A 26199-nucleotide genomic window follows, 5' to 3' on the forward strand; every position below is an offset into this window, starting at 1 on the left:
GCCACTCCCTTATATTCGTAAAGCTTTGTGTATACATTTTTTAAATGCGCCGGTTGTGAAATTAAGCTAGACAACCGAAAAAGTCATTCGTGGTACCTCACTATGTGTTTTCCAATCAAAGAAAAACTTCAGAGTGATCACGAATGAACCGGTGATGATAGAATCCTACCACCACCAAATATGCACGTTTCAATCATCGCTGAGTGCCTGAATCGTTCCAGACAGCCAATTTATAATATCATAAAATTCCTGGAATCGGGGCATAAAGCCCTCGACTTTCACAAGTAGTACGAAAGAAACAAGAAACCTTGCGTTTACTGAAAATGGGCTTACCGAAGGAAAAATCGCTTATATTCAAGACAAGATGACGCAAGTCTAAACAACAGATGTCATTGTCGGTCGTGAAAAAAAGCAATCCACTGTTTCATGCGCACGCTCTATCACATGTTCAAAAATCGGATTTTTAATGTAGCGACTCTGCCGATAAAAGGGAAACGGAAATCCCATAGTCACCAGGAACGCCGTGGAAAACAGGCGTTCAAAAGGTACATTTTCGAAAAAGAATTCGGGCACATTGAAGAGATACCATTGTGGGCGCCCGACACAAAAGTGCGGTAACCACGCTCGTTGAAAGGCTAACAAAAGTCATCATCGCCGTGAAGCCTGCAGGATAAGGCGTGCCATAGTGAGACCACATTACATCAGTTGTTTCGAGGGATTCCCAGAAATCTGTTCAAGTCCATCACGTTTGATTCTGGAAAGGAATTCTTCAACTGAAAAGCGCTGTGGAACCAACATGACGTCTCGATTTATTTTACGGATCCCGGCACGCCTTCTAAGCGCCTTGAATGAACATTCCAACGGGCTGCTTTGAAAAGGCTGCCAAAGGAAATGGACTTCGACCAGGTGGATCAACCGTTCATTTCCTCAGTGGGCGACAAGCGGAATCACATCCCTCGTAAGTCGCTGGATTACCGCACACCTCTGGAAGCATTTTTGAGTCACCTGAATGGAGTGGACTTGTCTAGCTTATATTGACAAACGGATTAAAGAAAAAAAGATTTCTTGAAACAGATGATTTTAACAGATTTCAAAATACACTATTCCTCCCACCAATCGTAAATTTCTGGCTGTTAAAATTGTTTTTGATCATAAGCGGTTCGCTTTTCATATTATTCGGTATCTATTTAATCGTAATCGGTGTATTTTGAATAAAATTTCTGCGGTAGGCTATCAGAAGTAGCAGTAATTCTAATAGCCAAATAGGAAGAGCTCCTAAAGTTAAACAACTTTCTAAATAAACTTGACGAGAAAAAGGATATAGATCGAAATCGCAGTTCCGTATTTGTTATTCGATTTTTTTTACAAATTATAAATTATAAGAGCCATTAAGAAAAGAAGGAAGATGCTTAGTCAATAGCATCTTCTTTCTCTTTAATTAGGAGACTTCCGATAATTCGGGATATGTAAACTTGCTATACAGCTTTGTCTTAGAATGCTATTTTTCTGTAAGAAAGGAAATATTCAAATCGAAATTCCCCCTTCACACTTCTAATCTATATTGTATAAGCAAGCCAATCATTCCTAAGTATTCTTCACTTCCTACTCTGCTGATTTCTTTAAAACCAATCTTTTTAAGCATTTTTCGTGAACGCAAATTTGCTTCATTTGTTTCTGCTTTAAAAATCATAATTCCTAATTGATCTGCTGCAAACTTCATCATACATTTGAAAGAGTTATATCCAATTCCTTTTCCCCATAATTCACTGTTCCCTATTGCAATACCTAACTCCGCCGTATAATCCTTAATATTAGCCAAATCTGCATATCCGACTAAATTCCCGTCATATTCTATTCCCATTCGAATAAAGTCGTTTGATACATTGTTAACACAAAGAAGCCACCATCTATACAATTCTTCAGGATTTCTGTTTATCTCCCATCCATTAGCCAAACAAAAGGAGTCGTCTTTGCTCCATTTTAAAACCCTTTCATAATCATGTATAGCTATAGGTCTAAGTTGAATGTATGATGAAAGGTTCTGTTTTTCATTCATTTCTGTTCCCCCGAACTTTTTTTATTTAAATCGTTCCTTTTATAAATTCTTGAAGCTTATTTTTCACTTCTAAAAAAGGAGTATGATTACTTTCCTCGTTTAACTAAATATACTCAGAGCTTTGAATAATAGCTAGATAATTTTGGAAACAGAAACGTTCGCAAAAGTACACTTTTACGAACACTCTAAAAACAGCACAAAAACTAAAAAAAGAACGTTCGTAAACGTATCTAGACACTTTACGAACGTTCATATTTTACATATACATTTACGAACGCTTTTCTTAGTCCCATTCCTATTAGCGTCTATATTCCGTTAACACTAAAGTTAAAATAGTAATTCGTTCCTTACATATTCACATCTCACTCAGATGTACGGTTTTCTTGATAAGAAAGTGTATCCCAGAATGAGATGTCCGCATCTGCAATAGAATCATCCGCAATTGCACGAACTGTTGCATCGAGTGTCGTGATGGTTTGTTTAATTAGATAGCCATTGCTCTTTTGTCCCAAAACATACGACTCGTAAGAATGATCCGACATGCCGCGCATTTCGAATAACAGGGTAGAAATTCCATACTCGACTGCAATGCCATTTCGACTAATGGTTTCTGCATTTCCGCCTCTGTACTTGCCTAAATGGCCCCATCCTTTTGAATCGATAGCATCGAATACTACAGCTCCCAGCTGCTTGGATTTAAGAAGTACATCCGGGTCAACGTTCGGTGTTGTCGGGTACAAAATAGAACCGGATACCAGTTCTCCATCTCGCTCACTTTGAGTACCTTGATGATGCAAATCAATCATGTAATCAATATCATATTTTCTCATCACATTTTCGTGGAAGGCTTTTGTTTCAGGTTGAATTTTGGTAATGTGATCACGGTTCAAATCAATGCCGTCCGCGTTATAGCGTGTGAGATTCCGCTCTCCTTTCGCTATGTAATCATCTAATGAAAAATTCACATCTCCCATTGCTCCATCTGGATTGAGCATCGGCACGATTAACATATTGACGCCATCTATTACCCCTTTCATCTTGCCTGTTCCAAGGTGTTTGATAAATTCAAGCGCGCCTTCTGTTGTCAATTGTTCGTTGCCATGTTGTTGAGTGAGAAAAAGAATGGTTGGATTTTCAGGATTTGTCACATACTTAACTAAGTACAAATCACGCCCTTTAATACTTTGTCCAATTACTTCAAGTTCCATATTTTTTTGTTTGGCTTCTTGTGTTTGTAAAAAATCCGCCATTTCATCATATGTTGTTAGTATGGATGTGTTGATGGTTTCGTTGCCACCATAAGCTGGTCCATCCCCCACTGCTCCGACAACAGGCGACATAAAAGGAGAAGCGCTCAAAACCATCGCTCCGGCAATTGTTAATGTCATCATTTTTTTGCGAATCATCTTCTTGTTAGCTGTTTTCGTCACATTCATTTTCTTCATCCATTTTCCACCCCTATGATTTTTTTAGAAACGGTCTTAAGAAAAACAATTCAGCTCCATCTGTAGCCTCCGCTCCAAAGTATTTCGTCACACTAAGTTCTTCCTTCTTTATTGATTGAAATCCTTTAATTGATTTTAAAATGAACAAATGGAATCAGTATATTTTAAATTAACAGTCTATTAGTCATATTGAACACTATAACTTTCTTCTTAGCATCAAAAAACCACTTCCTCTAGTGGAAGTGGTTAGAATATAAAATGTATTTATTATTGATCTGTGAATAAAGAAATGTCAGTTTGTCTACGTCTTTTCATTTCTTCAGCAATCAATTCAAAGGTTTTGAGTTTGTCCTTAAAATCGTACGTTGCTGAAACTAGCATGACTTCGTCTGCTTCGTATTCTGAAGCTACTGTTTCGAGTTGGTCTACAACGTGTTGCGACGTGCCCACTACCATGCGACGACGATTTTCAGCGACTAATTGCTTTTCGAATTTCGAGTATGGATAAGCACTTGCTTTTTCAGGTGGCGGTGTGCCGTTTGAGGGCATCCCTTGCGCACTCATGGATAATGATAAATCTAAAGAAGAGGCGATCCACTCTACTAGTTCAGGTGTTTCTTGGCAGACTACAAAAATGGCAATACCGACATAAGGGTTACTGCCATCAATTGACTTAAACTGTTTTCGGTATTCTTTTGTAAAGTTTTGGCCGCCTTCTCCATTGATAAAGTGAGCAAACATATAAGGCAATCCTTTTTCAGCTGCTAGCCGTGCTGAATTTTCACTAGATCCTAAAATCCAGATGGGTGGCGTATTTACCGTAACCGGCGTTGCTTTCATGCCAAAGTATGGATGGTCTTCTGGAATAGCATCGTTTAAGTACATACAGAGCTCGTCTATTTGTTTAGGAAATAGACTACTGTCTCGCTTTTTCCCTTCATTTAATGCATAAGAAGCACGTGGCATACCACCAGGTGCTCGTCCCATTCCTGCATCGATTCTTCCAGGATATAAGGCTTCCAGCAATTTGAAGTTTTCCGCAATTTTAAAAGCAGCATAATGTGGCAGCATGACGCCACCAGAACCTAGCCGTATTGTTTGAGTCACAGCTCCTAGATGCGCAATCAGCACTTCTGGAGAAGATCCGGCTAGCGTTGTTGCATCATGATGCTCAGACACCCAAAAGCGTGTATAACCCCACTTTTCAGCTTGTTGTGCAAGAATGGCGGTATGCTTTAATGCCTCCTGCGGTGTGCTGCCTTCTGAAATTGGTGATTGGTCTAATAGGCTATACTTTAATGCCATAAAAATTCTCTCCTTTACAAAAAAACAAACAGCTTATTCTTCAACCAAGTAACCGACAGAGCGCAAAACTGTATGAATAAACGCCTGCGCTGCTAGAAAGACTTCTTCTTTTTCAGGTTCTTGGAAAATATCGTGATAGCAGAATTTCCATTCTTTGTAGCTGAATTCGTTTAGTTGTTGCTTTAGTAACCATTGACGAGCTACTTCTTTCTCAACAATCAAATCTCGCTCTGCTGTATACAAACAAGTCGGAATCTGCGGATACCTGTCAATACTTGCAGCCGTTTCTTTCATATAACTCTGCACTTCTTTATACCAACTTGCAGTAATAACCGTTTGATACCGCTTGCTTTCGGTTTCTTGACTATAAGAAAAACGATCGCGTGTCAGGTGGCGTAATTCGATGCCATGATCCATCTTTCTGCGGCCAGTCAATTGCGCAACTCCCGGAAATGCGTTTGGCGCTTTCGGTGGCAATTTTTTTAACTGCAACCAAGGCGACGTAAAAATAACTCCGGCTACATTGAATTTCCGGTTCCCTAAGACATTCATCGCAATGGTTGCGCCCAGTCCATGGGCAATGACAAATACTGGCAACTCATTTTCTGACGACAGTCTCAGCAACTCATTTACTGCCTGTTCATAGTCATCAAACGATTCTCGGTGAACTTTGTCCGCTCCCGCATTTTTGCCATGGCCCGGTAAATCTCCTGTATATACGTCAAATCCTGCCGATCGCCATTTTTCAATTTGCCATGCATAGCGCAGGTGTTGTTCATACGCACTATGTATGAACACAACTACTGCCTTTGCTGATCCTTCAGCCTGCCATTTCCACATAATCCAACTTCCTTTCCCTGCTAATCAATTCTTGATGTTGTCTGTTAATTTGACGTTTTGATTTGATTTGTTACGATTAAGAATATCTTATCTTGTTTAAAGGAGCTTTGCTATGATTTATCCATTTAAAGACAAATTCCCTAAAATCGATCCATCTGTTTTCATTGCAGACTACGTCACAATTTCTGGTGATGTGACAATTGGCACAGACTCTTCTGTGTGGTTTAATACGGTGATTCGCGGGGATGTCTCTCCGACGATTATTGGCGATAAAGTCAACATTCAAGACCTCTGCATGCTTCATCAAAGCCCGGGTAAAACCTTGCTTCTTGAAGATGACGTGACCATTGGCCATCAAGTTACACTTCACAGTTGCATTGTTCGTAAAGGTGCTCTCGTCGGCATGGGTTCGATTATTCTTGACGGCGCTGAAATCGGAGAAGGCGCATTTATTGGTGCGGGTAGTCTCGTACCGCCTGGAAAAGTTATCCCTCCTGGCATGCTAGCACTCGGACGCCCCGCGAAAGTCGTCCGCGAACTTCGTGAAGACGATAAAGAAGATATGGAACGTATTGTTCGAGAGTATGCAGAAAAAGCAGCTTATTATAAATCACTCCAAAAAAAGTAACAATAAAAAAGGACGACCGGGCATCACTGCCTAGTCGTCCTTTTCGTTTTGTTAACTTATACGCCAGCTTGTTCTTTTAAGATCGCTGCTTTGTCTGTACGTTCCCACGGCAAATCAACATCCGTACGGCCAAAATGTCCGTAAGCTGCCGTTTGCTTGTAGATCGGGCGACGTAGATCCAACATTTTAATGATGCCAGCAGGACGCAAGTCAAAGTTTGCACGTACCAAATCATCTAATGTGTCTTCATCAACGATGCCAGTTCCAAACGTATCAAATGCGATCGATACAGGATGTGCTACACCAATTGCATAAGCTAGTTGCACTTCGCACTTATCTGCAAGGCCAGCTGCGACAATGTTTTTTGCAACATAACGTGCCGCGTAAGCCGCTGAACGGTCAACTTTTGTTGCGTCTTTCCCTGAGAATGCGCCGCCACCGTGACGAGCATAACCACCGTATGTATCTACGATGATTTTACGTCCAGTTAAACCTGCATCTCCTTGAGGTCCACCGATAACAAAACGGCCAGTTGGGTTGATAAAATATTTTGTTTCTTCATCGATCCACTTTGCTGGAACAACTTCGTTAATGACGTATTCCTTAATATTACGTTGAATTTGTTCTAACGTTACTTCTGGATGATGTTGAGTTGAGATAACAATGGTATCCACACGAAGCGGTTTGTTGTTTTCGTCATATTCAACGGTCACTTGCGTTTTGCCATCTGGACGCAAGTATGGAAGAATTTCTTCTTTGCGTACTTCAGCCAAACGATGTGCCAATTTATGTGCCAATGAAATTGGCAAGGGCATTAACTCTTCTGTTTCGTTGTTCGCATATCCAAACATTAACCCTTGGTCACCTGCACCGATATCGTCTAACTCTTTATCTGTCATTTGGCCTTCGCGTGATTCAAGCGCTACGTTTACTCCAGCAGCGATGTCCGGTGATTGCTCATCGATTGCGGTAAGAACTGCACTTGTTTCTGAGTCGAAACCATATTTAGCTCGCGTATAGCCAATTTCTCTTACCGTTTGTCGAACGACTTTCGGAATATCCACATACGTAGAAGTGGTAATTTCTCCGGCTACTAGAACGAGTCCTGTCGTAACGGTCGTTTCACACGCAACGCGTGCATTTGGATCCTCGGTTAAAATGGCATCCAAAATAGCATCTGAGATTTGATCACAAATTTTATCTGGATGTCCTTCTGTTACTGATTCTGATGTAAATAATCGACGGTTTTTCAAAAAATGTTCCTCCTTATATCCTGCGAGATTGCTCTCGAAATTGATACGGTACTCGTTTCCCATGTCAAGTCCGTTCCAGACAATCTGGATTGAACTTCAAGCCGTTTGTGGCCTTTCACACGAGGATTAAGGGCATTTCACAAAAAAATCCCTTCACTCATTCGTCATGAGGAAAGGAAGAATCATCATTAGCACCTTTCACTCTTATCATCCAAGGTCTGTGCACCTTGTGTCAGGTTGGGCACCATCACTGCAAAAGCAGCAGGTTGCCGGGTTTCATAGGGCCTGCCCCCTCCACCAGCTCGGAATAAGAGTATCCGTTCAATTTTTCATCATACGGAATTAGCAAAGCGATGTCAACAATTTTCGAAAATAAAATTACATTCTTCAAATAAAAACAATGATTTTTTGATTATGCTATTCTACTAAACTTTAGATTCCCGCAAGTAAAAAACCAAACTATTCAGTAATATCTCTGTTCACACAAAGCCATTGTACACTGTAGAAAACCGCTTTAAAAGGCATCAGTACTATTTAGAAATTATAGAAATAATTCTACGTATTGTCGGAGCTATCCTCTAATATTTTTTAATTTCCCCAGTGGATTAGTGTAGACTAATAAAGCTAATGTGTTATACTAATGAACGAATATACATCCTCCCCATTATGGGAATAACAGAAAAGGAAGGTACATATATATGACTTCAGTGAACTTTGCAAACGATTTAAAAGATCTTTTGACTGGCCAAAATGTGCATGTTCAATTATCAGTGCCACAATTAGTGGAAGCGGCAACATCCCGCAAAGAAGCAGTATTAACTCGGGAAGGCGCTGTAACAGCGGAAACAGGAAAATATACTGGCCGCTCACCGAAAGACAAATACATGGTGGAAGAAGAAAGTTCTAAAAACAAAGTCGACTGGGGCAATGTGAACCGTCCGATTTCAAGCGAAGTATTTGAAAAGCTTTACGCTAAAGTGATTAAGCACCTTAAAGACAAAGATGCGCTTTATGTATTCAAAGGATTTGCCGGAGCCGACCATGAATCACGTGTGCCCATCCAAACAATCAATGAATACGCATGGCATAATCTATTTGCTCACCAATTGTTCATCCGGCCTACAGCTGAAGAATTGCAAACACACGAAGCTGAATTCACAGTTGTGTACGCTCCGACTTTTCAAGCAGACCCTGCAGTTGATGGTACAGCTTCTGAAACATTTATCATTGTATCGATGGAGCAAGGCATTATTTTGATCGGCGGCACTGAGTACGCTGGCGAAATGAAAAAATCAATTTTCTCTATCATGAACTACTTACTTCCTGAAAAAGGAATTTTACCTATGCATTGTTCAGCAAACGTTGGTCCAGAAGGCGACGTAACTTTATTTTTCGGTTTATCCGGAACAGGTAAAACAACTTTATCAGCTGACGGTGATCGCAAACTAATCGGTGATGATGAGCACGGCTGGTCAGATAACGGCGTATTTAACATTGAAGGCGGTTGCTACGCTAAAACGATTAATTTGTCTCGTGAAAATGAACCACAAATTTACGACGCAATCCGTTTTGGTTCAGTACTTGAAAACGTAGTAGTGGACCCTGAAACACGCATTCCAAATTATAATGACGGTTCATTAACTGAAAACACACGTGCAGCATACCCAATGCAAGCAATCGACAATATTGTAGACCCTTCTGTTGCAGGACATCCGAAAACAATTGTCTTTTTGACTGCTGACGCATTTGGCGTATTGCCTCCAATCAGTAAATTAACAAAAGAACAGGCAATGTACCACTTTTTAAGCGGCTATACATCGAAACTTGCTGGAACAGAGCGCGGAATCACTTCACCTGAAGCAACATTCTCTACATGCTTCGGTTCACCTTTCTTGCCGTTGCACGCAACAGTTTACGCTGAAATGCTTGGTAAGAAAATCGACGAGCACGGCGCTCAAGTTTTCCTCGTTAACACTGGATGGACTGGTGGCGTATACGGAGTCGGTAGCCGTATGAAACTTTCTTACACACGCACAATGGTTCGCGCTGCGATCAAAGGCGAATTAAACACAGTGCCAACTGAAAAAGAAGCAGTCTTCGGTTTTGAAATTCCAACTGAAGTACCTGGAGTTCCAAGTGAAGTATTAAACCCACGCCATGCATGGTCAGACAAAGCAGCTTATGACCAAAAAGCAAATGAATTGGCGCAAGAATTCCAAGAAAACTTTAAAAAGTTCGGCACTGTCGCACCTGAAATCAGCGTGCTAGGCGGACCAACTCAAAAATAATCTTGCAAAAACCCGTTCGGATTTTATTCCGAACGGGTTTTTTTACTTTTCTTTTTCTCTCATCCACAGACAAACTGCTTTGACTGTTTTCCAATTCGCTGCAGGTGGAAAAAAGTGCGTGTAATCTGGAAAATACCATGTTTCATGCGGCTGATCCTTTAACTTTAATGCCTCTTCTAACAAATATGCTTGTCCGGGTGAGACATTGTCATCTAGTAAACCGTGAATGATCAAAACGGGCGCAGTATTTTCTTCAATCCGCAATAATGGGTTGCGCTCTTCAAATTGAGTTAAAGCGGTGTTCGGCGTTCCTCCGTAAAGTCGCTTCATCATGCGACGCATATCCGGACGTTCTTTATACGTTAATACCGTATCTGTAACACCTGCCCATGTAACAACCGACCTAATATCTTGACGCAAAATAGCTGTCCATAATGCCATAATCCCGCCTCGTGAAAATGCCAGTAAGTGGACATTTCCATTACTGAATTTTTTTAAAACATCGACAGCATGAACGGCATCCCACCTGTCCTCTCCTGCAAATTCATCACGGCCTTCACCGCCTCGATTGCCTCGATAATACGGAGCAAACACCACAAAGCCTTGTGCGGCAAATTGAGCGATTCGTGCAGGACGTACCATCCCAATCGACTGAATGCCTCCTCTTAAATACAAGATGCCACTATTGCTTCCTCTTTTTTTCGGTTCAGCTAGCATTCCTTTTACGCGTAATCCTTCTGACCAGTAAACAATTTCTGATAACCGAACGTGTGGATTCGGCGATGGATAAGGTCTCTTCGATCTAATCGTTCCATTTTTCAAGCTGCTTCACCTTTTCTATTATTTTACTCATTCCTTCATCTTTCATTAAAAAACTAAAGTGGCTAGTTGTCTTTAATTCTTTTAACAAGACGATTCCCTCTGTTTCAAGAAGGGAAATTCGGTCTATTCCTTCTACCTCTGCGACAAAAACCGTTTTGCAAAACGGTTTCTCTGAATACACCACGTATTCAGCAAACCAGTCTAAGTTTTTGATATGCGCCCCAGTTTCTTCGTAAACTTCCCTCTTGGCAGCCTCCTGTAAACTTTCCCCCACTTCTACTTTGCCACCTGGAAATTCTAACCCTCGCTCATTATGCTTGGTCAGTACCCACTTTCCGTTATCGCTACAGATTACCAATACATGTCTACTTTCAATAGAAAAGCTATTTTTTTCAAATGATAGTTCACATAAGTAGCCGTTCAAGTCTCGATAATGCATTTTTTCACCTCAATGCCATAAGAAAAGCGTACACTAAATTTCAGTGTACGCTTGTATAATTCTATCTTACTTCTTTTCGCCCAAGAATGCTGATAACATCCAAGAATGTTTTTCAAGGTTTTGATGAATGGCATTCAACATGTCTTCTGTCATGTCGTCACCATCTTCAGCTGCCAAATGCATTCCTTTTTTCAGTGATTTCATAATTTTATCGTAATCACTCACAACAGTATCTACCATTTCCTCAGCCGACTCCTTGCTATTCGCTTCTTCGATCACAGAAAGCGCTAGCTGTTCTTTCATTGTAGCGACCGGCTTTCCACCAAGCGCTAATAACCGTTCTGCAATCTCATCCATATGCAATGTCGCTTCATTGTATAATTCCTCAAATTTTACGTGCAATGTAAAAAACGAAGGGCCTTTTACATACCAATGGAAATTATGTAATTTTGTATAAGCAACAGACCATGTTGCCACCTGTACGTTTAGTTCTTGGTTTAATTCGTTTGACATTTCCGATCACACTCCATTTTTTTGATAAGTTCATATACTTTATTTATACCACTGATGCCCCTACAATAAACATATGAAGTAATTCTGCGAAAAGAGTTGAAATTTTATGAAGACGACTTTACTACGGATGTTCCGTTTTTATCAACGATTCATCTCTCCTTTATCACCCCCAAGCTGCCGATTTTATCCAACATGTTCGCATTACGGCATTGAAGCTGTCGAAAAGCATGGCGCGTTAAAAGGCGGATATCTAGCCGCGAAACGCATTTTAAGCTGCCATCCTTTCCATAAAGGGGGAATCGATTTCGTCCCTGAAGAATGGCCACCAAAAAAATAATTGGTGGTTTTTCTTGTGTTTTTATTGCGTATACTGTAATATTCAACTAGTCATTAAAACGTAATCATTACATTTTGGAGGAAAATATGAAAAAAATACTATTACTAATCTCTATTGTTTTATTATTAGCAGCTTGTGGAAAAACAAGTGATGAAGCGCAAAGTATCGATACTGATGCTTCGAAGCTACAAATTTACACAACGGTTTATCCACTAACTTATTTTACGGAGCGCATCGGTGGTGATTTGATTGATGTTCAGTCAATTTATCCTGCCGGTTCCAATGAACACACCTTTGAACCCACACAACAAGAAATGATTCAACTCGCAGATGCAGATTTGATGTTCTCGATTGGTCTGGGTCTTGAAGGGTTTATCGACAAAGCTCAAAAAACATTGAAAAATGAAAATGTTGAATTTGTAGCGACAGCCGAAACAATGACAGAGGAAGATTTTGAAGCGGTACTTGGCCATACAGAAGAAGCCCATGTTGAAGAATCTGCAAGCGACGATGGTCATGATCACGGTTCAACTGACCCGCACGTCTGGATGTCTCCTGTACTAAGCGAGAAATTAGCAGAATCGATTAAAGATTCCTTGATAACAGCCGACCCAGAAAACGCAGAAACTTACGAAAGCAACTACACAGAATTAGTTGTTGAGCTCGAAACCTTAGACCGTTCGTTCGCTGCGCTATCTGAGCGCGTCACGAAAGACACCTTTTTCGTTTCCCATGAGGCTTTTGGCTACTTGTCAGAGCCTTACGGTTTTGAACAAATGGCAATCGCTGGGCTAAATAGCCAGGATGAGCCTTCGCAAAAAGAGTTAACAGAGATTGTTGATTTAGCGAAAGAAAAAAACTTAGAGTATATCGTCTTTGAACAAAATGTTTCGTCTAACCTGACAGAGGTTATTCGAAAAGAAGTAGGTGCTGAAGCAATCCAAATGCACAATCTTGGCGTTTTGACACAAGAAAACATCGACAATGAAGAAACATATTTTACCTTGATGGAAAAAAATCTTCAAGTACTTGAGACCATTCTAAAATAGCAAAAAGGCACAGCAGAGAGACCTTCTCTGCTATGCCTTTCTTTTTTTCATATTAGCTACCCGATGTTAATTTAGTTAGTCGTTTGGTCAAAAATTGCCGCCATTCAGCTGCGAGTTCTTCTACTTCCAATACTTTGACGATCCCATCGATGTCTCTTGGTCTATGGAAATTGATTTCATTGGCATATAGAACCGATACTTGTTGTGGGCTTTTTGCTACTAGACGAATCGATGAATCGGCTCTCACAATGCCTTCTTCTAGTACACGGCAAAGATAACCAGTAAAGCCCGTTTTCACCATTTCTTTTAGTAAAGGCTTCATGTCCAGTCGCCTGTCAATGGTATTACAAGGAACTCTTCCTTGCGTCACTTGAATAATAGCCTCTCCCACTTGAAAAATGTCCCCAATGCAGACGTCTCGCTCTAACATATTTGTCACCGTTAAATTTTCGCCAAAAGCAGCAGGGGGTAACTGAACTTTAAATTGGTCCTTCCAATAAGCATAATGTTCATACGAATAAATGCACACGGCACGTTCTGGACCTCCGTGATGCTTAAGATCTGCGACACCATCTCCTTGAAAACCGTCCTTAGTTAACAACACCGTTTGCGCTTGTTGTTTACGAATAGCGGTTTCCATTTCCTTGCCGTTTTCATAGGTCATTTTCTCAGGTAAACCAATCGCAAAATTTTTGATGACCGCTTTTTCTGAACTTCTCATACATCCCCCACCTTTTGATCCGTCAGCTAATCGACTCTGATTTACTTTTCTGTATTATACATCAGACCATCAATTTTCTAAAATTTCATTTAAAAACTTTTCGCGATGATCTAAAAAATATTTGGTGATTCGGTAATGGTCGGTCATTTCATAATCGATTTCTTCAATCGCTCCTCCGTCAAAACTTAAAATTTGTGCATCTGGATATCCAAGAAGAATAGGTGAATGTGTCGCAATGATAAATTGACAATTCTCTTGTGTAGTCAAGTCTTTTAAAATCCTCAAAAATGTCAATTGTCGTTGGGGGGACAATGCGGCTTCTGGCTCATCAAGCAAATACAGTGCTCGCCCATTAAAGCGATTCAAAAATAAAGACAAGAACGATTCCCCGTGAGATTGCTTGTGCAACGAACGACCTCCATATGACTGAAATCCATCTTCATCCACATCTTCTAAATGTGTCGCAAAATGATAAAATGATTCAGCGCGCATGAAAAATCCATTGGTCACTTTCGGCATCCAGGATAATCGAATGTACTCACCCAACACCGATTCAGAAGCGTGTACGTCATAGTTATTGTTGCGTCCACCTCCCGCTGTATTAAATTCGCATTTATCTGCGATGGCCTCGAGTAATGTTGACTTGCCCGACCCATTTTCTCCAACAAAAAAGGTAATGGGGTTGCTCAGCTTGACTTGTTTCATACTGTTTACCGCAGGTACTGTAAAAGGGTATTGTTCAAAATCCTCTACTTGGTCTCTCAATAAACGGATGCCAGTCAAAAACATTCCTTCGCCTCCTCGCTAGGGCTTAAATGAGCAGTGTCTACTTTATAACCGATTCCTGTAAGCTGACTTAACTGGATCTCACCATTGTCGACAAAAATTTCCGGCTCGATTATATCTTTTTCCCAAAAATGAGTAGAAGCAGAAAAATCACCTGGATATTCTATACCTGGTAACGACGCCAGCGCTAAATTATGAGCCTTTGATACGCCAAATTCAATCATGCCCCCCACCCACATGCCTATAGAATGCTCACGACACAATTCCACCACTTTCAAGGTTTCTGTCCAGCCTCCAAGACGACTCATTTTTAACACGACAATGTCTCCTGCTTTCATATCGATCATTTGCTGAACATCATCTACACTAGAAATACTCTCGTCCAAACAAATTTTAGTGTTGAGTTGCGCTTTTGCTCGCGCATGTAACGCCCACTCACGCTCTCCAAACGGCTGTTCAATAAGCGTGAACCCAACATCATCAAATTCTTTTAACCGTTCAAAATTGGCTTTGTTGAAACTACCATTGGCATCCGCAAAAAATAATAGCTCGGGATAGTTAGTAACAACAGATTTCAACACAAACGGATCTGTATCTGGATGAATTTTGATTTTGATACGCTTGTACCCCGCATTGTTCGCTTGCGCTACTCGGTCTCCTATTTGAGACGGATCTGCAGCTACAACGATGCCAGCAGGAACTGCTTTCAAAGTGCCACCGACAAATTGCCAAAGCGGCTGCTGTTGCTGTTTTGCAAACAAATCCCACACAGCCATTTCTACGGCTGCTTTTGCCATCCGATTGCCTTTCACAGCTTTGAACAGTTCCCAAACTTCTTTTGGATGTTGAAAATTTTGACCCGTGAGTAGTGGCAGTAACACGTGCTCAATTACAAAACGACAGCTGGTAATGGTTTCTTCTGTATACCAAGGAGTTTCAAATGCTACACATTCTCCGTAGCCAATGTCTCCTGACTCGTCTCGTACACTTACAACAATTACTTCCCGCTGATCTACTTGCTGTAAAACAGATTTAAAAGGGGTTTTGAGCGGTCTTCGTACTTTCTTAAAGCCAATCTCTTTAATGGTTATACCCATGCTCTCAGCTCTCTTCTCAGCAGCTTGTTGGAAGCATTGCGCGGCAACGACTCAACAACCGTCAATTGTTTTGGCACTTTGTAAGACGCCAACTGCTCGCGGCAATAATCTAGCAATTCTTCTGCAGTCACGTCTTGTTGCAATACCACAAATGCCACGGGAACTTCTCCCCACCTCTCACTCGGTGCCCCGCAAACGCCAACTTCTTGAATAGCTGGATGACCCGATAAAACTTTTTCAATTTCAGCTGGGTACACATTTTCCCCACCAGAGACGATCAAATCCGAACGGCGGTCCACCACAAACAAAAATCCTTCATCATCTAAATAACCCATGTCTCCCGTATGAAGCCAGCCATCTTGTTGCACATTCCGCTCCGCAAATTTCCCGATATAGCCGGGTGTTACTTGAGGACCGCGAATCAGAATTTCTCCCACTTCACCCAATTTTTCCGTTTTGACTTCATATAAAAATAATGGCTTACCCGCTGATCCAATTTTTCGCTCTGCGTCCGCCACTTGTAAGGTTGTTGTTTGCGATGATGTTTCTGTCATGCCGTATGTTTGCAACACCGGTATCCCACAGTTTTCAGCACGTTTCATATAGGCAATGGGAATCGGTCCACCTCCAGCAAGAACCGCTTTAAAACGATCAGAAGCTTGCGTGGAACCTCTTTCGACACTCGTTAATATGCGTTCTAACGTCACACCCACAACCGACATATGCGTCACGCTGCCGTTACAAATTTCTTCTGCGCTGCGTTCTGCGTCAAATTTCTCATATAACCGGACGCCCATGCCATAAATTAACGATCTCATCAATATGGAAAATCCACTAATATGGAACAATGGCACGGCACATAGCCAAACATCTTCCGGTGCAACGCCAATATTAAGTGCAGAAGATACAGCACTTGAAAAATGATTTTCCGCTGTTTGGCGAACACCTTTTGGATGTCCGGTAGTACCTGACGTATACATAATCGAAAGAGTCCGGTCTTTTGCCCATTGTTGTTGCGGTTCGAATTGATCGGCGTTGGCTTTTTCGATTTCACTAAATAAAACCATGCGTGAATCGTCCATTTTTTCTTTTAGCACATCAGCTACGAAAATAAACGCGACTTCCGCATCGTTTATTTGGTACGTTAATTCATTGCTTGATAAACGCTCATTGAGCATGACCATTTCACAGCCTAGATGCATACAACCATACAAGACAAAAACAAATTCTGGAGTAGATTTTGCTAATACTGCAACACGTGAATGTTCTTTCACGCCAAGCGCGCTAAGTTTACGTGCATAATCGAGTGCAATCTTATTGATTTCAGAAAAAGTCCATTGCTGCTGCTCAAACGACAAGGCCATACGGTCCCCGCTCAAATAACTTCGCTGACTCAACCAATTCGGATAGGTCATGTTAAAAATCCTTTCTTCAAAAAAAGCTGTCCCCCAAGAGGACAGCTTTCAATTATTCTATAATCATGGGAAACGTGGGAATTGACCAAAGTCCGGTTTGCGTTTTTCTTTAAACGCATCGCGTCCTTCTTTTGCTTCGTCTGTTGTGTAATACAATAGCGTTGCGTCTCCAGCCATTTGCTGCAATCCAGCAAGACCGTCTGTATCAGCATTCATCGCCGCTTTTACAAAACGAAGTGCAGTTGGGCTCATTTCAAGCATTTCCTGACACCATTGAACCGTTTCGTCTTCTAACTGTTCAAGAGGTACAACTGTGTTCACTAAGCCCATGTCCAGTGCTTCTTGTGCGTCGTATTGGCGGCATAAGTACCAAATTTCACGTGCTTTCTTGTGACCAATAATACGTGCCAAGTAACCAGAACCGTAGCCAGCGTCAAACGAACCAACGCGCGGTCCTGTTTGCCCAAATCGTGCGTTGTCTGCTGCAATCGTCAAGTCACACACAACGTGCAAGACGTGTCCGCCGCCAATTGCATAACCTGCAACCATTGCGACAACTGGTTTTGGAATAACACGGATTAAACGTTGTAGATCCAATACGTTCAAACGTGGAATTTCATCTTCCCCAACGTAACCACCGTGTCCGCGTACAGATTGGTCGCCACCTGAACAGAAAGCTTTTTCACCTTCGCCAGTTAAAACAATAACGCCTACATCTGCGTTATCGCGCGCACGTGAAAACGCATCGATCAATTCATGAACTGTTTTCGGACGGAATGCGTTGCGCACTTCCGGACGGTTAATCGTAATTTTTGCAATACCGTTAAAAATTTCATACTTAATGTCTTCATATGTACGTTCTGTAATCCACTCGCGTGTCATGATTTTCCTCCTTGATAGTTCAAACTTAAATACTCTCTTACTATTGTAGCAAATTCAGCAGGTTTTTCCACATGTATTGCATGTCCTGCGTCGATAGTTTTATGAATGGCCTTTGGCATCAGACTAGCCATCTCTTTAGCAATCAACTCAAACTTCAAGTCCAACTGCCCTGTCACCAATAAAACCGGCATATTTAAACACATTAACTCTCCCCAATAAGAAGCTTGAGAACCGGTTCCCATACCGAGTAAACTATTCGCAAGCCCTACTGGATTTTGCTCCAAGCGTTCTTGGCGAATTGCGTCCTTGACCTTTTCTGGCAAAGATTTCTGACTATCGAACAATGCAATGTTTTCCCAGGAATCGATAAAACCTACAAGACCTTGCGTAACAATTCGCTCTACAAGATGTGCGTCATTGGCTCGGCGTTTTCTTCTGGCCTCTTCACTTCGGAGTCCAGGAGAAGCACTTTCTAGAATCAATCCACTAACTCGCACTGGAAATTCACAAGCATAAGCAAGCGCTGTACGCCCGCCCATTGAATAGCCGATAAGAGAAAAGCGATCAAGCTCTAACTGGTCAAACAAAGCATCTAAATTGGCGAGTTGCCGTTCCATTGTATAAAATTCGACTGATTTTGGACTCTCCGTCTTTCCGTGACCAATCAAATCAATGAAAACAAGTTTGTGGTCCGTCCAACCTGTTGCAACTGAGTGCCAGCTTTTTGTAGTGCCCGTAAAGCCATGCAGAAATACTACGGTTTCTTGTTTTTCTCGATTCCTTACTTCTATATGGTAGTGAGTTCCATTAACTGTTAGTTTCATTGCTTAGCCAGCTCCTCATCAAAGCGGCTCCATAATTTACGATGTGTCATCACATTATTTTCACGATTGGTGAACACTTCAATAATCTTCACTGATTTTGTTTTCGGCTCATCTAACGCGGCAGCAAATTGGGCAATCGTTTCAGCAGATACATATTGCGCATCGTACATGTTCGCTGCATCGCTAAACGTTAATCCAGTCGGCGTACCGAACAGTTCTTCAAAATGACGTTCTTCTTGAGACTGAGGCAAATAAGAGAAAATGCCGCCACCATCGTTATTCATCACAACAATCGTCAAATCGGTTTCCTGCATTTTAGACGCAATCAAGCCGTTCATGTCATGCAAAAAGGATAAGTCGCCAATATATAAATACGCAGGTCGCTGTTTTGCCGCTTGTACGCCAAACGCCGTTGACACCACACCATCAATGCCATTCGTCCCACGGTTCGCATACATCATGATATCCCGCTCTGTTGATTGGAAGAAGGTATCCACGTCGCGAATTGGCATACTGCTACCAATGATCAAATCGCAGTTTTCCAATGTCTCAAAAAACACTTTTGCTAACACGCCTTCATCCAACTCTTCTTGACTATGAAGAGCTACAACTTTCCAATATAAAGAGGATGCCTTGGTCCATTTTTCACGGTACGAATTCGTTTGTTTCATTTCTAAAGACAATTGCCACAAACCATTTATAGAAGCCTGAATGTGATGCGTTGCTACCGATTGCGCATCTCGCAACATCGGACTTTCATCAAACACCACATAAGTTTCAGGTCTAGCTGCTGCCAAAAACAAACTCAGTGGTTTTGAAACCGGTTGTGGCCCAATCCGAAACACGACTTGTGGGGTTACTTGTTCTTTAAACTCTTTATTTTTTAACAACGCATCGTATGAATCAACAATCAGATGTCTTGTAGTTGATGGACAATTGCCTCGTAAATTCGATAGTGGATCGGCAAGTACTGGCCAGTTGAGCTTTTGAATAAACTTCCAAAATTCAGGTGGCATCGGTTTGGTCATTTCCCCAACAATTAATAGTCCCCGGTCCTTTTTTAACACGTTCTGCAAAAACACACGACTTTCGGCAGGTAGGGAAAGTTCTCCACCAAAATGGGCAATGTCTCCGCTACTTTCATAAGTTTGTTCAAAATCAATACCGAGTGGTTCACGAAATGGTACATTGATATGCACGGGTCCTCTTGGTTCACTGTTGGCATTTTGAACAGAACGGTGCAAATGACGCGTTAAGAACGCCAATTGATTTTCCGTTTCCGGCATCGGCAAATCAGTTGACCATTTAACATGTGATCCAAACAAATTGATTTGATTGATTGCTTGCGGTGCCCCGACTTCTCGCAACTCGTGCGGTCGGTCAGCCGTTACGACGATTAACGGTACACGTGCGTAGTAAGCTTCGACGACTGCTGGAAAATAATTAGCGGCTGCAGTTCCAGATGTGCATAACAGCATCACCGGTTTACCAGACGCCTTCGCCATGCCCAGCGCGAAATAAGCTGCGGAACGTTCATCGATTTGACGGTATACCGTCAAGCCTTCTTGTTTCATACAAGCATAAGCTAATGGTGTTGAACGAGATCCTGGACTAATGACTGCAGCTGCCACGCCTAGTTCAACTAGTGAATGGGTGAATGCAGATACATATTCTGTTAATGCTTTACGACTCGTCACTCAATTGACCTCCCAATGCCCGGAGCATCGGCCTAAACTTAACCCATGTCTCGTCATATTCTGACTCTGGCGTGGAATCTGCTACAATTCCACCTCCCGCATATAAATAAGCTTCTTTGCCATCTAGTAAAGCCGACCGAATAGCAACCGCAAATTCGCCGTCTCCTTTGGCATCAATCCACCCAACAGGCGCAGCATAATAACCGCGATTCATTGCTTCGTAGTTCCGAATCATTTCCAACGCTAGTAATTTGGGTTCTCCACCGAGTGCTGGCGTAGGATGAAGAACTTGCACCAAATCAAATAGCGTAGCACCTGGATTCAAGTCTCCTTCAACCGGTGTATATAAATGCTGAATATCCCTAATTTTCATCAATTTCGGCAATTTGGGTACGATTGTCCGACTGCAATTCGCTCTAAAAACTTCACTAATCATGTTTACTACATATTGATGTTCAGCACGATTTTTAGAATCTTTCAGTAAAATTTCCCCAAGTTCGGTATCCTTCTCAATGGTTTTTCCACGCGGAGTAGAACCCGCTAAACATGTCGAAAGGGCTTTATGATTTTCCACTTTTACTAATCGTTCAGGAGTCGCACCAAAGAAAAATTGGTCTTCTGCCTCCAAACCAAATAGAAAACTTTCAGGTTGTTCATTAGATACTTGATACAATGCTGAAGTCGGTGTAAACACATCTTCAAATTCCAGTTTCATCGTGCGTGCAATAACGACTTTTTCAACTTCTTTAGCTTTAATAATGTCGGTTACTTGTTTGATGGAATCCAAATAAGCTTGTTTTTTCAGTTCTATACGACCCGTTGTTTGCGGTTTATCGTATTTGTCCACTTCTGATACTTGGGCTGCATGGATCAATTTATCCCGCTCTTTGCGCATCGCCTCAAATTCTGCAAAACTCTCTTGCTTTTGAGTGATTAAATGGATACTAATAAAAGCCTGTTCTCCTTTTAACACTAGTTGAAAAGTCGGCACTGCGAAATAAGCCTGAGGAAATCTCTTCCATTCACTCGCTTTATTGTTTAACGGATCAAACGAAAATCCACCAAATAGAACCGGCTGAACCGAATGCTCTTCATTGACAATTTGGCGACATAAGTTCTGCCAATCTTTTTTTATTTCTTCAAATCTTCCATTTGCCTTGTTTGTAGACAATACATGGGCATGACCGATTCCGACCAACGTAAAGGTCTTTTCCCGATTTTGCCAGTACAGTCGTTTTCCTGAGTGGTCACTTCCGCCGGCTTCAAAAAATGCCAATGCTGACATGCGTGTTACTTCAATTGTTTCCGTATAAAAGCGGTAGCCTTCGTATTGGCTATCCGCAGATTGTTGAGTCGATGAAGACGATTCTGAATTCACCTGATTACCTCCGTTTTAAGACAACAGTCTAGTTTATTCCACAAACGTTCTACTTTTTAATCTCTACCTTCTATCATACTCTTTTCTGCTAAAATCAGCACATCATTTGCTGTATTCACTGTTACTTTGAAGTACAATGAGGAGTGGAAAGAATTAAAGGAGAGAGATATATGACACATTCACTACAAGCAGACAGCGGATGGCGCGTATGGTGGCAACTAACTCGGCCGCATACCTTAACCGCTTCTTTCGCTCCCGTATTCCTCGGAACGATGATTGCTTTACAGTATTCCCCTATCGATTGGATTTTATTCCTAGCTATGCTCGTTGCGAGTTTATTGATTCAAGCAGCTACTAATATGTTCAATGAATATTACGATTTTGCTAGAGGGTTAGACAATGAGAACTCTGTCGGTATTGGGGGTGCAATTGTTCGGAACGGTGTGAAACCGAAAACTGTATTAACTCTAGCTTTATTGTTCTACGGGATTGCTGCAGTTATTGGTCTCTACATTTGTTCACTAACTAGTTGGTGGCTTTTAGTTGTAGGTGCCGTTGCAATGGGGATTGGCTATTTTTATACCGGTGGGCCATATCCTATTGCCTACACACCTTTTGGCGAACTTTTCTCTGGCGTAGTCATGGGCTATTTGATTGTAATCATTGCCTTCTATATTCAAACGGGGATGGTAACCCTAGAAGCATCGTTACTTGCTATTCCGAGCACATTATTAGTAGCAGCTATTATGCTAGCTAATAACATTCGCGATATTGTGGGCGACGAAGAAAGTGGACGCAAAACACTTGCTATTTTGGTTAAAAGACCGGCAGCTGTCAATATTCTTATGTGGTTTTTCATTCTAGCCTACGTATGGATTGTCATCCTTATCCTAGTAGGAATATTGACACCGTGGGCTTTACTAGTCTTCATAAGCGTCATTAAACCTATTAAAGTCGTTCAAATCTTTAAACGTTTTACAGAACCTCTAAAGGTGATGCCGGCGATGAAAGATACTGGAAAAACAAATACATTTGTGGCTTTTTTACTTGGAATTGGGTTACTGATTGATTACCTTCTATAATATAGACAAACAAAAAAGGATTTCTCTAGAAATCCTTTTTTTGTTTGTCTAAAATAATACTTTGAAGAACAGTTAATTATAAGTTATAGTAAATAAATAATTCTAAATTTTCGAATGAGGAGGATATATAGTGAAACCTATCATCATCGGCATTATTGCAGCTTTTTTCTTTGCATTTACTTTCGTACTCAACGCCACGATGGAAGCTGACGGCGGGAATTGGATCTGGAGTGCGTCTCTCCGATACTTTTTCATGATTCCCTTTTTACTTTTGATTGTTGTTTTAAGAAAGAACTTAAAACCACTGTTACAAGAAATGAACAAAAACAAAAGAGCTTGGACCTTATGGAGTTTTGTTGGATTTGGCTTATTCTATGCTCCACTATGTTTCGCTGCAGCCTATTCCCCTGGCTGGCTCATCGCAGGAACATGGCAAATTACCATAGTCGCTGGTACATTACTTGCTCCCTTATTTCTCATTACCATACATAGCAATAAAGAAACTACTCAACTAAGAGGAAAGATTCCTGTTAAAAGCTTGATGATTTCTTTTATCATATTAGCAGGAGTCAGTTTAATGCAACTTGAACATGTAGCAGTTGTTTCTTCTTCAACACTTTGGTTCGGTTTTATCCCTGTTATCCTCGCAGCTTTCGCATACCCATTAGGAAATAGAAAAATGATGGATATATGTGGAGGCAGGTTGGATGCGTATCAGAGGGTTTTGGGCATGACACTAGCTAGTCTACCTTTTTGGTTCATCCTATCATTATATGGGCTTGTTACTGTAGGTGGACCTAGCGCTTCACAAAGCTTACAAACTTTAATTGTAGCAATCAGTTCAGGTGTAATGGCAACAGTACTCTTCTTTAAAGCGACTGATCTAGTTAGAGGCGATATGCAGAAACTAGGAGCAGTAGAAGCGACACAATCAATGGAAGTTTTATTTGCGTTAGCAGGAGAAGCACTTTTCTTGTCAATTGTCTTACCTTCAAGCTTAGCAATAATCGGAATTTTCATTGTAATGCTTGGCATGATTCTTCACAGTCTTAATTCTAGTAAAACGAAAAAAAGTGTTATGCAATTAAATGCATAACACTTTTCTATAATGACCCCTACGGGATTCGAACCCGTGTTACCGCCGTGAAAGGGCGGTGTCTTAACCGCTTGACCAAGGGGCCAAATACTGGCGGAGAAGGAGGGATTTGAACCCTCGCGCCGGTTGCCCGACCTACACCCTTAGCAGGGGCGCCTCTTCAGCCACTTGAGTACTTCCCCAGTATGGCTCCGAAGGTAGGACTCGAACCTACGACCATCGCATTAACAGTGCGGTGCTCTACCACTGAGCTACTTCGGAATGGTGGGCCTAAATGGACTCGAACCATCGACCTCACGCTTATCAGGCGTGCGCTCTAACCAGCTGAGCTATAGGCCCATATGTAATATTATGGAGCGGGTGGGGGGAATCGAACCCCCATCATCAGCTTGGAAGGCTGAGGTTTTACCACTAAACTACACCCGCGTAAAATGGTGGGTCAGGACGGAATCGAACCGCCGACACTTAGAGCTTCAATCTAATGCTCTACCGACTGAGCTACTGACCCACTTTATTTATTGAAAATGGCGGTCCCGACCGGGATCGAACCGGCGATCTCCTGCGTGACAGGCAGGCATGTTAACCGCTACACCACGGGACCATTTGGTTGCGGGGGCAGGATTTGAACCTGCGACCTTTGGGTTATGAGCCCAACGAGCTACCGAACTGCTCCACCCCGCGACAATATTATAATTCAAAAGAAATTCGTCCACACATTTTAAAAAATATGGAGGAGGAAGAGGGATTCGAACCCCCGCGGGATTTGACTCCCCTGTCGGTTTTCAAGACCGATCCCTTCAGCCAAACTTGGGTATTCCTCCGAGATAAAATACATATGGTGGACCTTGCAGGACTCGAACCTGCGACCGGACGGTTATGAGCCGTCTGCTCTAACCAACTGAGCTAAAGGTCCTAAAAAAGTGGCGGCAGAGGGGATCGAACCCCCGACCTCACGGGTATGAACCGTACGCTCTAGCCAGCTGAGCTACGCCGCCGGGATCTTTACTTTAAAAAGTTGGTGGAGCCTAGCGGGATCGAACCGCTGACCTCCTGCGTGCAAGGCAGGCGCTCTCCCAGCTGAGCTAAGGCCCCATTGTTTGGTCGGGAAGACAGGATTCGAACCTGCGACCCCTTGGTCCCAAACCAAGTGCTCTACCAAGCTGAGCTACTTCCCGAACTTGAGTTACTGAGTATAAAAATATGGTGCGCCCGAGAGGACTCGAACCTCTAACCGCTTGATTCGTAGTCAAGTACTCTATCCAATTGAGCTACGGGCGCATATGATGCTATTCACTATTTCGTGAAAAGATGGTGCCGAGGACCGGAATCGAACCGGTACGGTAGTCACCTACCGCAGGATTTTAAGTCCTGTGCGTCTGCCAGTTCCGCCACCCCGGCTAAGGGTCGGTATCACGTGCAAATAAATATGGAGCGGAAGACGAGGTTCGAACTCGCGACCTCCACCTTGGCAAGGTGGCGTTCTACCACTGAACTACTTCCGCAAAAATGGTGCGGGTGAAGGGAGTCGAACCCCCACGCCCGAAGGCGCTAGATCCTAAGTCTAGTGCGTCTGCCAGTTCCGCCACACCCGCGTGGCAATATAAAATTAAAATGGTGAGCCATGAAGGATTCGAACCTTCGACCCTCTGATTAAAAGTCAGATGCTCTACCAGCTGAGCTAATGGCTCGAAAAAGTGGTGCCGGAGAAAGGAGTCGAACCCTCGACCTACTGATTACAAGTCAGTTGCTCTACCAACTGAGCTACTCCGGCAAAAGAAAAAATGGTGGAGGATGACGGGATCGAACCGCCGACCCTCTGCTTGTAAGGCAGATGCTCTCCCAGCTGAGCTAATCCTCCGATATATTGCCCAGCGACGTCTTACTCTCACAGGGGGAAACCCCCAACTACCATCAGCGCAAAAGAGCTTAACTGCCGTGTTCGGGATGGGAACGGGTGTGGCCTCTTTGCCATCATCACTGGACTATTTGGTTTTGAAAGACAAGATTTATTATACCAGTAGTACTGGTGTTTTTCAAGCTTTTTTTACAAAAACTTGGGCTTATTCTTTCAAAACTGGATAAACGACAGGTGAAACAAGCAAGTTTTTCGCATACAATGTGTTGGTTAAGTCCTCGATCGATTAGTATTCGTCAGCTGCACGTATCGCTACGCTTCCACCTCGAACCTATCTACCTCATCGTCTTTGAGGGATCTTACTTGCTTGCGCAATGGGAAATCTCATCTT

General features: G+C 42.1%; 22 protein-coding genes, 20 tRNA genes, 2 rRNA genes, 1 pseudogene and 1 riboswitch. Of the genes and pseudogenes, 7 read left to right on the forward strand and 38 right to left on the reverse strand.

The window, feature by feature from the left end; translation table 11 throughout:
- Positions 1–154 precede the first annotated feature (154 nt).
- Positions 155–1038 (forward strand): annotated as a pseudogene (locus FQ085_RS08175) (IS30 family transposase).
- Between the two features lie 505 nt (positions 1039–1543).
- Here the strand turns inward: FQ085_RS08175 and FQ085_RS08180 are convergent.
- From FQ085_RS08180 to FQ085_RS08195, 4 genes are all read right to left on the reverse strand, one after another.
- Positions 1544–2056, reverse strand: coding sequence for a GNAT family N-acetyltransferase (locus FQ085_RS08180; RefSeq protein WP_149456368.1), 513 nt, complete (start codon positions 2054–2056; stop codon positions 1544–1546).
- Positions 2057–2418: 362 nt separating this feature from the next.
- On the reverse strand, positions 2419–3501 hold the full coding sequence (locus FQ085_RS08185; RefSeq protein WP_262499776.1) for a M14 family zinc carboxypeptidase: 1083 nt from the start codon (positions 3499–3501) through the stop codon (positions 2419–2421).
- A gap of 267 nt (positions 3502–3768) precedes the next feature.
- The gene (locus FQ085_RS08190) at positions 3769–4806 is read right to left on the reverse strand and encodes an LLM class flavin-dependent oxidoreductase (protein ID WP_149456369.1); all 1038 of its coding nucleotides are present in this window, start codon (positions 4804–4806) and stop codon (positions 3769–3771) included.
- Positions 4807–4839: 33 nt separating this feature from the next.
- A complete protein-coding gene (locus tag FQ085_RS08195) occupies positions 4840–5646 on the reverse strand; it encodes an alpha/beta hydrolase (RefSeq protein ID WP_058385817.1) in 807 nt (268 codons plus the stop codon).
- Between the two features lie 112 nt (positions 5647–5758).
- On the opposite strand from FQ085_RS08195, the gene FQ085_RS08200 reads away from it, so the two are divergent.
- Positions 5759–6274, forward strand: coding sequence for a gamma carbonic anhydrase (locus tag FQ085_RS08200; protein WP_071153370.1), 516 nt, complete (start codon positions 5759–5761; stop codon positions 6272–6274).
- Between the two features lie 56 nt (positions 6275–6330).
- On the opposite strand, the gene metK is transcribed toward FQ085_RS08200, so the two are convergent.
- Positions 6331–7527 carry a methionine adenosyltransferase gene (metK, locus tag FQ085_RS08205; RefSeq protein ID WP_149456370.1) on the reverse strand — a complete coding sequence of 399 codons (1197 nt, stop codon included), beginning with the start codon at positions 7525–7527 and terminating at the stop codon, positions 6331–6333.
- Positions 7528–7728: 201 nt separating this feature from the next.
- Positions 7729–7841, reverse strand: a riboswitch (SAM riboswitch).
- 384 nt (positions 7842–8225) lie between these two features.
- Between metK and pckA the strand changes: the two genes are divergently transcribed.
- Entirely contained in the window at positions 8226–9815 is a 1590-nt protein-coding gene (gene pckA / locus FQ085_RS08210) for a phosphoenolpyruvate carboxykinase (ATP) (protein WP_058385820.1), read from the forward strand.
- 42 nt (positions 9816–9857) lie between these two features.
- Here pckA and FQ085_RS08215 read toward each other — a convergent pair whose 3' ends face one another.
- The 3 genes from FQ085_RS08215 to FQ085_RS08225 form a co-directional block, all read right to left on the reverse strand.
- Complete coding sequence (locus FQ085_RS08215) at positions 9858–10637, reverse strand: alpha/beta hydrolase family protein (protein ID WP_058385821.1); 780 nt, start codon at positions 10635–10637, stop codon at positions 9858–9860.
- A complete protein-coding gene (gene ytkD, locus FQ085_RS08220) occupies positions 10618–11076 on the reverse strand; it encodes an RNA deprotection pyrophosphohydrolase (RefSeq protein WP_058385822.1) in 459 nt (152 codons plus the stop codon). The genes FQ085_RS08215 and ytkD overlap by 20 nt, the downstream gene beginning before the upstream one ends.
- A 66-nt stretch (positions 11077–11142) precedes the next feature.
- Complete coding sequence (locus FQ085_RS08225; RefSeq protein ID WP_058385823.1) at positions 11143–11589, reverse strand: Dps family protein; 447 nt, start codon at positions 11587–11589, stop codon at positions 11143–11145.
- Between the two features lie 106 nt (positions 11590–11695).
- Here FQ085_RS08225 and yidD point away from each other — a divergent pair, with 106 nt between their 5' ends.
- Complete coding sequence (gene yidD, locus FQ085_RS08230; protein WP_058385824.1) at positions 11696–11926, forward strand: membrane protein insertion efficiency factor YidD; 231 nt, start codon at positions 11696–11698, stop codon at positions 11924–11926.
- A gap of 86 nt (positions 11927–12012) precedes the next feature.
- The gene (locus FQ085_RS08235) at positions 12013–12975 is read left to right on the forward strand and encodes a metal ABC transporter solute-binding protein, Zn/Mn family (RefSeq protein ID WP_149456371.1); all 963 of its coding nucleotides are present in this window, start codon (positions 12013–12015) and stop codon (positions 12973–12975) included.
- Positions 12976–13027: 52 nt separating this feature from the next.
- Here FQ085_RS08235 and FQ085_RS08240 read toward each other — a convergent pair whose 3' ends face one another.
- The 8 genes from FQ085_RS08240 to FQ085_RS08275 all read right to left on the reverse strand — a co-directional run bounded on the left by FQ085_RS08240 (position 13028) and on the right by FQ085_RS08275 (position 21775).
- Positions 13028–13696 (reverse strand): MOSC domain-containing protein, encoded by a 669-nt coding sequence (locus tag FQ085_RS08240; protein ID WP_149456372.1) that lies wholly within the window; start codon positions 13694–13696, stop codon positions 13028–13030.
- A 69-nt stretch (positions 13697–13765) separates the two neighbouring features.
- A complete protein-coding gene (locus FQ085_RS08245; RefSeq protein ID WP_149456373.1) occupies positions 13766–14485 on the reverse strand; it encodes an AAA family ATPase in 720 nt (239 codons plus the stop codon).
- Positions 14476–15579 carry an o-succinylbenzoate synthase gene (gene menC / locus FQ085_RS08250; protein ID WP_149456374.1) on the reverse strand — a complete coding sequence of 368 codons (1104 nt, stop codon included), beginning with the start codon at positions 15577–15579 and terminating at the stop codon, positions 14476–14478. Before menC ends, FQ085_RS08245 begins: the two co-directional genes overlap by 10 nt.
- Positions 15570–16994: an o-succinylbenzoate--CoA ligase gene (locus FQ085_RS08255; RefSeq protein ID WP_149456375.1), complete on the reverse strand. Its 1425-nt coding sequence runs from the start codon at positions 16992–16994 to the stop codon at positions 15570–15572. Before FQ085_RS08255 ends, menC begins: the two co-directional genes overlap by 10 nt.
- 63 nt (positions 16995–17057) lie before the next feature.
- Positions 17058–17876 (reverse strand): 1,4-dihydroxy-2-naphthoyl-CoA synthase, encoded by an 819-nt coding sequence (gene menB / locus FQ085_RS08260; protein WP_038703419.1) that lies wholly within the window; start codon positions 17874–17876, stop codon positions 17058–17060.
- Positions 17873–18700, reverse strand: coding sequence for a 2-succinyl-6-hydroxy-2,4-cyclohexadiene-1-carboxylate synthase (menH, locus tag FQ085_RS08265; protein ID WP_058385829.1), 828 nt, complete (start codon positions 18698–18700; stop codon positions 17873–17875). The genes menB and menH overlap by 4 nt, the downstream gene beginning before the upstream one ends.
- Positions 18697–20397: a 2-succinyl-5-enolpyruvyl-6-hydroxy-3-cyclohexene-1-carboxylic-acid synthase gene (menD, locus tag FQ085_RS08270; RefSeq protein ID WP_149456376.1), complete on the reverse strand. Its 1701-nt coding sequence runs from the start codon at positions 20395–20397 to the stop codon at positions 18697–18699. Before menD ends, menH begins: the two co-directional genes overlap by 4 nt.
- On the reverse strand, positions 20384–21775 hold the full coding sequence (locus FQ085_RS08275; RefSeq protein ID WP_058385831.1) for an isochorismate synthase: 1392 nt from the start codon (positions 21773–21775) through the stop codon (positions 20384–20386). The genes menD and FQ085_RS08275 overlap by 14 nt, the downstream gene beginning before the upstream one ends.
- Positions 21776–21945: 170 nt before the next feature.
- Between FQ085_RS08275 and FQ085_RS08280 the strand changes: the two genes are divergently transcribed.
- Together FQ085_RS08280 and FQ085_RS08285 are read left to right on the forward strand one after the other, a co-directional pair.
- Positions 21946–22857 carry a 1,4-dihydroxy-2-naphthoate polyprenyltransferase gene (locus FQ085_RS08280; protein WP_058385832.1) on the forward strand — a complete coding sequence of 304 codons (912 nt, stop codon included), beginning with the start codon at positions 21946–21948 and terminating at the stop codon, positions 22855–22857.
- Positions 22858–22987: 130 nt separating this feature from the next.
- The gene (locus FQ085_RS08285) at positions 22988–23953 is read left to right on the forward strand and encodes a DMT family transporter (protein WP_058385833.1); all 966 of its coding nucleotides are present in this window, start codon (positions 22988–22990) and stop codon (positions 23951–23953) included.
- Between the two features lie 13 nt (positions 23954–23966).
- On the opposite strand, the gene FQ085_RS08290 is transcribed toward FQ085_RS08285, so the two are convergent.
- The 22 genes from FQ085_RS08290 to FQ085_RS08395 all read right to left on the reverse strand — a co-directional run.
- Positions 23967–24038: transfer RNA gene (locus tag FQ085_RS08290), tRNA-Glu, on the reverse strand.
- A 6-nt stretch (positions 24039–24044) separates the two neighbouring features.
- Positions 24045–24135 (reverse strand) — tRNA-Ser (locus FQ085_RS08295).
- A 4-nt stretch (positions 24136–24139) separates the two neighbouring features.
- A tRNA-Asn gene (locus tag FQ085_RS08300) sits at positions 24140–24214 on the reverse strand.
- Position 24215: 1 nt separating this feature from the next.
- Positions 24216–24292, reverse strand: a tRNA-Ile gene (locus FQ085_RS08305).
- A gap of 13 nt (positions 24293–24305) precedes the next feature.
- A tRNA-Gly gene (locus tag FQ085_RS08310) sits at positions 24306–24379 on the reverse strand.
- 6 nt (positions 24380–24385) lie between these two features.
- A tRNA-Phe gene (locus FQ085_RS08315) sits at positions 24386–24461 on the reverse strand.
- A gap of 17 nt (positions 24462–24478) precedes the next feature.
- Positions 24479–24554, reverse strand: a tRNA-Asp gene (locus tag FQ085_RS08320).
- 3 nt (positions 24555–24557) lie between these two features.
- A tRNA-Met gene (locus FQ085_RS08325) sits at positions 24558–24634 on the reverse strand.
- Between the two features lie 47 nt (positions 24635–24681).
- Positions 24682–24774, reverse strand: a tRNA-Ser gene (locus tag FQ085_RS08330).
- Between the two features lie 15 nt (positions 24775–24789).
- Positions 24790–24866, reverse strand: a tRNA-Ile gene (locus FQ085_RS08335).
- 8 nt (positions 24867–24874) lie between these two features.
- Positions 24875–24948 (reverse strand) — tRNA-Met (locus tag FQ085_RS08340).
- Between the two features lie 21 nt (positions 24949–24969).
- Positions 24970–25045, reverse strand: a tRNA-Ala gene (locus tag FQ085_RS08345).
- Between the two features lie 6 nt (positions 25046–25051).
- Positions 25052–25128 (reverse strand) — tRNA-Pro (locus FQ085_RS08350).
- A 26-nt stretch (positions 25129–25154) separates the two neighbouring features.
- Positions 25155–25231: transfer RNA gene (locus tag FQ085_RS08355), tRNA-Arg, on the reverse strand.
- A gap of 31 nt (positions 25232–25262) precedes the next feature.
- A tRNA-Leu gene (locus FQ085_RS08360) sits at positions 25263–25351 on the reverse strand.
- Positions 25352–25380: 29 nt separating this feature from the next.
- Positions 25381–25455, reverse strand: a tRNA-Gly gene (locus FQ085_RS08365).
- Between the two features lie 5 nt (positions 25456–25460).
- A tRNA-Leu gene (locus FQ085_RS08370) sits at positions 25461–25545 on the reverse strand.
- 20 nt (positions 25546–25565) lie between these two features.
- Positions 25566–25641 (reverse strand) — tRNA-Lys (locus FQ085_RS08375).
- Positions 25642–25648: 7 nt separating this feature from the next.
- Positions 25649–25724, reverse strand: a tRNA-Thr gene (locus FQ085_RS08380).
- An 11-nt stretch (positions 25725–25735) separates the two neighbouring features.
- Positions 25736–25811: transfer RNA gene (locus tag FQ085_RS08385), tRNA-Val, on the reverse strand.
- A gap of 8 nt (positions 25812–25819) precedes the next feature.
- Positions 25820–25935: ribosomal RNA gene (gene rrf / locus FQ085_RS08390) — 5S ribosomal RNA — on the reverse strand.
- A gap of 139 nt (positions 25936–26074) precedes the next feature.
- Positions 26075–26199, reverse strand: a 23S ribosomal RNA gene (locus FQ085_RS08395); the annotation flags it as partial.

This window comes from Planococcus sp. ANT_H30 (assembly GCF_008369335.1).
GTDB classification, from domain to species: domain Bacteria; phylum Bacillota; class Bacilli; order Bacillales_A; family Planococcaceae; genus Planococcus; species Planococcus kocurii.

Excerpts from the sequence above, each read along its gene's own strand:
- FQ085_RS08240 (WP_149456372.1), bottom strand. The coding sequence starts at position 13,696 with ATGAGAAGTTCAGAAAAAGCGGTCATCAAAAATTTTGCGATTGGTTTA.
- FQ085_RS08225 (WP_058385823.1), bottom strand. The coding sequence starts at position 11,589 with ATGTCAAACGAATTAAACCAAGAACTAAACGTACAGGTGGCAACATGG.
- ytkD (WP_058385822.1), bottom strand. The coding sequence starts at position 11,076 with ATGCATTATCGAGACTTGAACGGCTACTTATGTGAACTATCATTTGAA.
- FQ085_RS08200 (WP_071153370.1), top strand. The coding sequence starts at position 5,759 with ATGATTTATCCATTTAAAGACAAATTCCCTAAAATCGATCCATCTGTT.
- pckA (WP_058385820.1), top strand. The coding sequence starts at position 8,226 with ATGACTTCAGTGAACTTTGCAAACGATTTAAAAGATCTTTTGACTGGC.
- FQ085_RS08180 (WP_149456368.1), bottom strand. The coding sequence starts at position 2,056 with ATGAATGAAAAACAGAACCTTTCATCATACATTCAACTTAGACCTATA.
- FQ085_RS08235 (WP_149456371.1), top strand. The coding sequence starts at position 12,013 with ATGAAAAAAATACTATTACTAATCTCTATTGTTTTATTATTAGCAGCT.
- yidD (WP_058385824.1), top strand. The coding sequence starts at position 11,696 with ATGAAGACGACTTTACTACGGATGTTCCGTTTTTATCAACGATTCATC.
- menB (WP_038703419.1), bottom strand. The coding sequence starts at position 17,876 with ATGACACGCGAGTGGATTACAGAACGTACATATGAAGACATTAAGTAT.
- menH (WP_058385829.1), bottom strand. The coding sequence starts at position 18,700 with ATGAAACTAACAGTTAATGGAACTCACTACCATATAGAAGTAAGGAAT.
- FQ085_RS08195 (WP_058385817.1), bottom strand. The coding sequence starts at position 5,646 with ATGTGGAAATGGCAGGCTGAAGGATCAGCAAAGGCAGTAGTTGTGTTC.
- FQ085_RS08245 (WP_149456373.1), bottom strand. The coding sequence starts at position 14,485 with ATGTTTTTGACTGGCATCCGTTTATTGAGAGACCAAGTAGAGGATTTT.
- FQ085_RS08185 (WP_262499776.1), bottom strand. The coding sequence starts at position 3,501 with ATGAAGAAAATGAATGTGACGAAAACAGCTAACAAGAAGATGATTCGC.
- FQ085_RS08280 (WP_058385832.1), top strand. The coding sequence starts at position 21,946 with ATGACACATTCACTACAAGCAGACAGCGGATGGCGCGTATGGTGGCAA.
- FQ085_RS08255 (WP_149456375.1), bottom strand. The coding sequence starts at position 16,994 with ATGACCTATCCGAATTGGTTGAGTCAGCGAAGTTATTTGAGCGGGGAC.
- menC (WP_149456374.1), bottom strand. The coding sequence starts at position 15,579 with ATGGGTATAACCATTAAAGAGATTGGCTTTAAGAAAGTACGAAGACCG.
- FQ085_RS08190 (WP_149456369.1), bottom strand. The coding sequence starts at position 4,806 with ATGGCATTAAAGTATAGCCTATTAGACCAATCACCAATTTCAGAAGGC.